This is a genomic window from Lactobacillus sp. (assembly GCF_051893255.1).
GTDB lineage: Bacteria > Bacillota > Bacilli > Lactobacillales > Lactobacillaceae > Lactobacillus.
Genome location: NZ_JBJFHB010000089.1, coordinates 1 through 5,434, shown reverse-complemented (window position 1 = coordinate 5,434; position 5,434 = coordinate 1). Strand labels below are relative to the sequence as shown.

Annotated in this window: 3 protein-coding genes and 1 other annotated feature; of the genes, 1 reads left to right on the top strand and 2 read right to left on the bottom strand. The window is 44.8% G+C overall.

Features of this window, described 5'->3' with window-relative positions:
* Positions 1–129: 129 nt before the first annotated feature.
* Entirely contained in the window at positions 130–1,023 is an 894-nt protein-coding gene (locus ACI4WN_RS08510) for a proline iminopeptidase-family hydrolase (RefSeq protein WP_439777810.1), read from the bottom strand.
* 52 nt (positions 1,024–1,075) lie between these two features.
* Entirely contained in the window at positions 1,076–2,683 is a 1,608-nt protein-coding gene (locus ACI4WN_RS08505; protein ID WP_439777809.1) for a peptide ABC transporter substrate-binding protein, read from the bottom strand.
* Between the two features lie 60 nt (positions 2,684–2,743).
* Positions 2,744–2,974 (bottom strand) — a binding site (T-box leader).
* Between the two features lie 181 nt (positions 2,975–3,155).
* Between ACI4WN_RS08505 and ACI4WN_RS08500 the strand changes: the two genes are divergently transcribed.
* On the top strand, positions 3,156–5,087 hold the full coding sequence (locus ACI4WN_RS08500; RefSeq protein WP_439777808.1) for an alpha/beta hydrolase family protein: 1,932 nt from the start codon (positions 3,156–3,158) through the stop codon (positions 5,085–5,087).
* Positions 5,088–5,434: the final 347 nt, after the last annotated feature.

The window sequence follows — 5,434 nt, the reverse complement described above, 5'->3', positions numbered from 1 at the left end:
CAATTTCAAATCTACAATCGTTAATAGAAGCAGAATAACGTTTAACCCTAGATTACCATTGCCAAAACCGATCGGCGACATCATCAAGATTACGGTGATTACCAGGCAAACTACACAGATGATACATTCTTAGATTTTCCCCTTTTCCACATCATCAATAAACTTATAGAGTGATGCAAAAAATGCCTTAGGATTATCAAGATGGTGACAATGCCCGCCATCAGGTGTAACCACCATCCGGGAATTCTTCAAGGTCTTGTGCATTCTTCTCACAGCATCAAGCGGCATCGTATCAAATTCCCCTACCGTCAGCAAAGTTGGAACTGTGATCTCCTTCAGTCGATCCCTAAAATCCCATTCCGTCAGCTTGCCAACCATCATGAACTCGTTATTGCCCTGGAAATAGTTGTAAATTTGAGTATTAGTCGTTGATACCAAATGGTGGGGAGAATTTTTGGGATGACGAATCAAGTAAACAGAATAAAGCTTTTTCACCATCTCCTGGTACATGGCATCCTCGTAATTGTCCTCTGCCTCGCACTCATGCATGTAGTCAACCTCAGCTGGGCTGAACATCTCTTCTCTTTCCCGATTGATGTTCTCTGTGTATTCATCTAGATTATCAATCATGGATTCGATAATGACACCTTTTAAATGTTCACCGTATTTAGCTGCATATTCTTGTGCTAAAAGTCCACCCCATGAGTGTCCCAGCAAGTAGAAGTTATCCAGACCCAATTTTTGTCTGACTTCTTCCAATTCTTCTAGGTAGTATTCGACATTTAAAAACTTCTGGTTTTCCGGCTTAGAAAAATCTGGCTGGTCTGACCAGTATGACCCCAATTGGTCATAAGAATAGACTTCAACGCCTTTGCCAGCTAACCCCATTTTAAAGTTTTCAAAATCTTCGTGGTTATCGCCAGGGCCGCCGTGGACGCATAGCAACTTCACTGGTCCTTCATTGACCTTTCTGGTAAAAAGGTGGTAGCCATTCTCAAGCGTAACTATCTTAGTTTGATCCATGATTTTCTCCTTCAGTCTTCTTGCTCATTTTTTCTTTGCTTACTTTTTCCGATTATTTAAAGTAGGCTCTGGTGTAGTCAACCATGCCGACCTTGTGCCATAAAACGCCCTTTAGGTTAGACTTAACTAGGTGGTCTTCAACCATGGTGTAAAGCGGCAAAACTGGGTAGTCCTTGTTCATCTGCTTTTGAGCGGCCAAAAGGTTGGCAAAGTAAGCTTTAGTAGTTGTTGCGTTCTTGGACCGGGCCAGGTTCAATTGTTGGTTAAAAGCAGTGCTTTCGTATTTCCCGTAATTGTGGGAGTTGTCAGACTGCAGGGTTTCCAGTTCACTGATTGGGTCAGCGTAGTCGTTCAGCCACAGGGACAGGTAAAGGTCATATTTGCCCGTCGTTACTAAGCTCATCGAAGACTTAGATGGCAAAGACTTGACTTCGACTTTGACGTTAGGCAATTTACCTTGAACTTGAGATTGAACAAATTCACCAACATTCTTATCAGTAGTGGTGTCAGAGGTTAACAAAGTCAAGGTGACGCTCTTTAACCCAGCTTCTTTCAAGCCTTTAGCCCACAATTTTTTAGCCTTAGCCACATTGTAGGTTTCTTTTGGCTGAGCCTTTTTGGCAAAATCAGTCTTGGTGCCAGGGTACTTGGCAGCGTTAGGTGCAGAGAAGGTGTAAGAAGCTTTTGATCCGTCAGCCAGAACCTTTTTCGCCAATTGATTCCGGTCCATAGCCAGGTAAAGGGCATGGCGCAGGTCCACATTACTCAAAGTCTTGCCCTTGGCCATGTTCACGTTCAAAAAGTCATTGCCTGACCGGTAGAGGTGATAGAGATTCTTGGACTTTTGGAGGCCCTGAGCAGTCGTACCCGTTACCGTTGCATCATCCAAACTTCCTTGTTCAAACAGCTGGTGGGCGGTGTTTGAATCCTTCACTACCTGGTAGTTCATAGATTGAAGCTTTACCTCACTAGCTGCGTAGTAGTAGTTATTCTTAACCAGGTGCCACTTTTCATCGGTATTCTTCCACCCCGTCACCTTAAAGGCACCATTGAAGGCCATCGCCTTGGAGGTTGTGCCATACTTCTTACCGTATTTTGCCACCAGCTGGGTATCCATCGGGTAGAAAGCAGGCATTACCATCTTTTGAACGAAGGTTGGCATTGGGTATTCCAAATCTACTTGCAAGGTATGTGCATCCAGTGCCTTTACTCCCAGAGTGCTAGCCTTCTTCTTCCCGCTTGAGATTGCCGTGGCATTCTTGATTCCCTTAAAGATGTAGTTGTAGCCAGACATAGCCGTTGGTGAAACGCCCTTGCGCCAAGCAGTTACAAAGTCTTGGGCAGTCACTTGATCCCCGTTAGACCATTTAGCCTTCCTCAGGTAAAAAGTATATCGCGTACCGTCTTTTGATTTTTTGTAGCTCTTAGCCATGGCTGGGACTGGATTATCATTTTTGTCAGACTTGTAAAGACCAGCCATGGTTTGGACCAAGGTGTCCCATTGCGGAATAGAGGCCGTAGCTGAAGTATCAAGGGAAGCAACTACGTCGCTTTCCATCAAGTTTAAACTGGTCTTAGCCTTCGAGCCATTTGCCTGACCACAAGCCGTAAGCGTCATTGCTGCTAGAACTGTTCCTAAAGTAAGTAATTTTTTCTTCATTGTCTTGTCCTCTTCTTCCACTTTTTCGAAAAAGAAAAGCGCCCTACTGGACGATGTGTCCAATAGGGCGCTGAGATGCGCGGTACCACCTATTTTCGCTATAAATAGCCTTCGCGTGCGGCGATGTTAATCGCGATACGCTGCCGCTGTAAAGGGCGAACCCTGAAGCCACTCGTTTTGCAGCTTCAACTCAAAGGTGATCTTCGCTTACTTAGCTTGGCCGTTTCCTTTCACCGAACGGAAACTCTCTGCAGACCTTACTAAAGCTACTGTCCTTTTCGAAGTTAATTTTTTCTTAAGTTGATAATCTTAATTTTAAGCTTGATTTTATTTTTGTCAAGACTCTTTCTGAAAATACTGTTGTTCTTTTTCAATTTCCTTCAGGAGATCATCTTGATCAGCTTGCTTTTTTCTAAGCTAAATAGTAAATTAAGCCTAACCATCATTTTCTAATATTTAAAAGAGGGATTTTATGAAAGCAATCAAAATCGAAGACTTCTTGCACTACGCTAACTTGGGCAAACTCAAGACTAAGGGACAAAGCCTAGTCTGGGTCAAGGGCTTGCCAGACGCAGTGAACAAGGATAAGTACAAGTACACCCTGGACACTTTTCAAAATGGCCAGGTTTTGCCATTAACCTCTTTTGGCGAGGAAAAAGACTTTGTCTTCATCGATGAACAGACCGTGGCTTTCACTGGCAATCGCAGCGAGGAAAAAGGGAAGACCTTTATTTACAAGCTAAGCCTTAATGGCGGTGAAGCACAAGCAATTGCTAAGCTTGATCACGAAGATTTCAGCCTCGTTGATGTCCTGGAAGACGGCCGCCTCCTGCTAAGCAGACGGGTTGACCTAAACGAAGCTGAAAAAAAGAAGGACAAAGATTCAAAAGACTACACCGTCTTAGATGAATTCCCCGCCTACTTCAACGGGGATGGCGTTTTGTCTAAGCTCCGGGATCGTTTGTACCTGTATGATCTTTCCAGCAGCAAATTAACTGAGCTCTTGCCAGACGACAGGTACTTTAACTTTGACGACCACTACCTTTTTGACAATACTCTTTACTTTGTTGGCGATAGCTATACCCAAGCTAAGAGCCGCAAGCCTGGCTTATTTGCGCTCGACCTGGCGACTTTAGAAACGAAAAATCTTTTGCCAAAAGACATGTGGGTCATCTATGACGTTTGCGTCTTGCATGGTCAACTCTATGTGGTTGCCGCTGACCAAAAGCGATACAGCGTTGAAGAGAATCCGCAGTTCTACAAATATGATGTCGAAAATGCAGATCTGACTTTGGCCGCAGCCTGGGACGATTGCTACGGCGACTGTGTGGACACAGACCTCTGCCTACTGGACGTGCGCACTAGCCGGGTCTTTAACGATCGGCTTTATTTCACGACCACCAAGGTTGACCACACGATTCTAGAGTGCTTTGATGGCGAACGGATCACACCAGTGTTTGAATTTCCATCGATTGAATTTTTCGACTTTACTGCTGACGGCACTTGCTGGTTTACGGGTCCAGCAGCTAATGAAACTCAGCAGCTTTACAGCTATCAAGATGGAAAGATTGAGAAACACTCTAGCTACAATGAGGCTGCTTTGAAAGATCGGTACATTGCTGGAGCCAAGCAGGTCGACTACACCGATTACGCTGGTAACACCCAACACGGCTGGGTTCTTTATCCGAAGGATTTTGATCCTGAGAAAAAGTATCCTGCAATCCTAAACGTACACGGCGGGCCAAAGACTGTATATGGGACACCGCTTTTCCATGAAATGCAGGTCTGGGCTAGCGCTGGCTACTTTGTCTTTTTTGGCAACATTTATGGGTCTGACGGACAAGGCAACGATTACGCCAACATGCGCGGACACTGGGGACAAGAAGACTATACTGACCTGATGAAGTTTACCGATGCTGTTTTGGACCAAGTGCCGCAAATCGATGGGGACAAGCTGGGCATCGCCGGGGGATCATATGGCGGCTATATGACCAACTGGGTGATCGGTCACACCCACCGCTTTAAGGCAGCAGCTACTCAGCGGTCCATGTCCAACTGGCTGAGCGATGCCTTTATGTCTGACATTGGTCCCTGGGATGACCTGTACGCAATTGATGCCAAGGATTTGGATGAAAAGCTGGATTATGCTTGGCAACAGTCGCCTTTAAAGTATGCGAAACACGTGACAACCCCTACCCTCTTCATTCACTCACTGGAAGACTACCGCTGTCCATTACCTGAGGGGATGCAAATGTTTAGAGCCCTGCTTTACTACGGGGTAGAAGCAAGAATGTGCCTCTTCCACGGTGAAAACCACGAGTTGTCTAGAAGCGGGCAACCAAAACACCGGATTCGGAGATTGAAGGAAATCACTGATTGGTTTGACCAGCATTTGAAGGATTAGCTTGGGGCTTGCTTGCTTTATTGCTTTCGGAATGGTATTTTGTTAATTTTGTTTTATGTGGACGCGGCAAAGCCGCGTCTTTTTTGATTTATCAATTATTGTGGTAACACTTAGGCTTGACAGCATATGATATTTTTTACCTAATCTCATATTTTGGATCCAGAGCTATTTTACCCTCTTTCAGATAATTGCTAATTTCCCAGGATTTTACAACTCAAGCCATACGGCTGACAGATTTTCTGCCAGCCGTATTTCTTTTTATGCATGACTTTCTAGAAACGCGAGAATTTCGGCTTTGGTTCGGGTACTTTTATCAATAGCTTTTAGTAATTCCTCCTGCTCTCGGT

Excerpts from the sequence above, each read along its gene's own strand:
- ACI4WN_RS08510 (WP_439777810.1), bottom strand. The coding sequence starts at position 1,023 with ATGGATCAAACTAAGATAGTTACGCTTGAGAATGGCTACCACCTTTTT.
- ACI4WN_RS08505 (WP_439777809.1), bottom strand. The coding sequence starts at position 2,683 with ATGAAGAAAAAATTACTTACTTTAGGAACAGTTCTAGCAGCAATGACG.
- ACI4WN_RS08500 (WP_439777808.1), top strand. The coding sequence starts at position 3,156 with ATGAAAGCAATCAAAATCGAAGACTTCTTGCACTACGCTAACTTGGGC.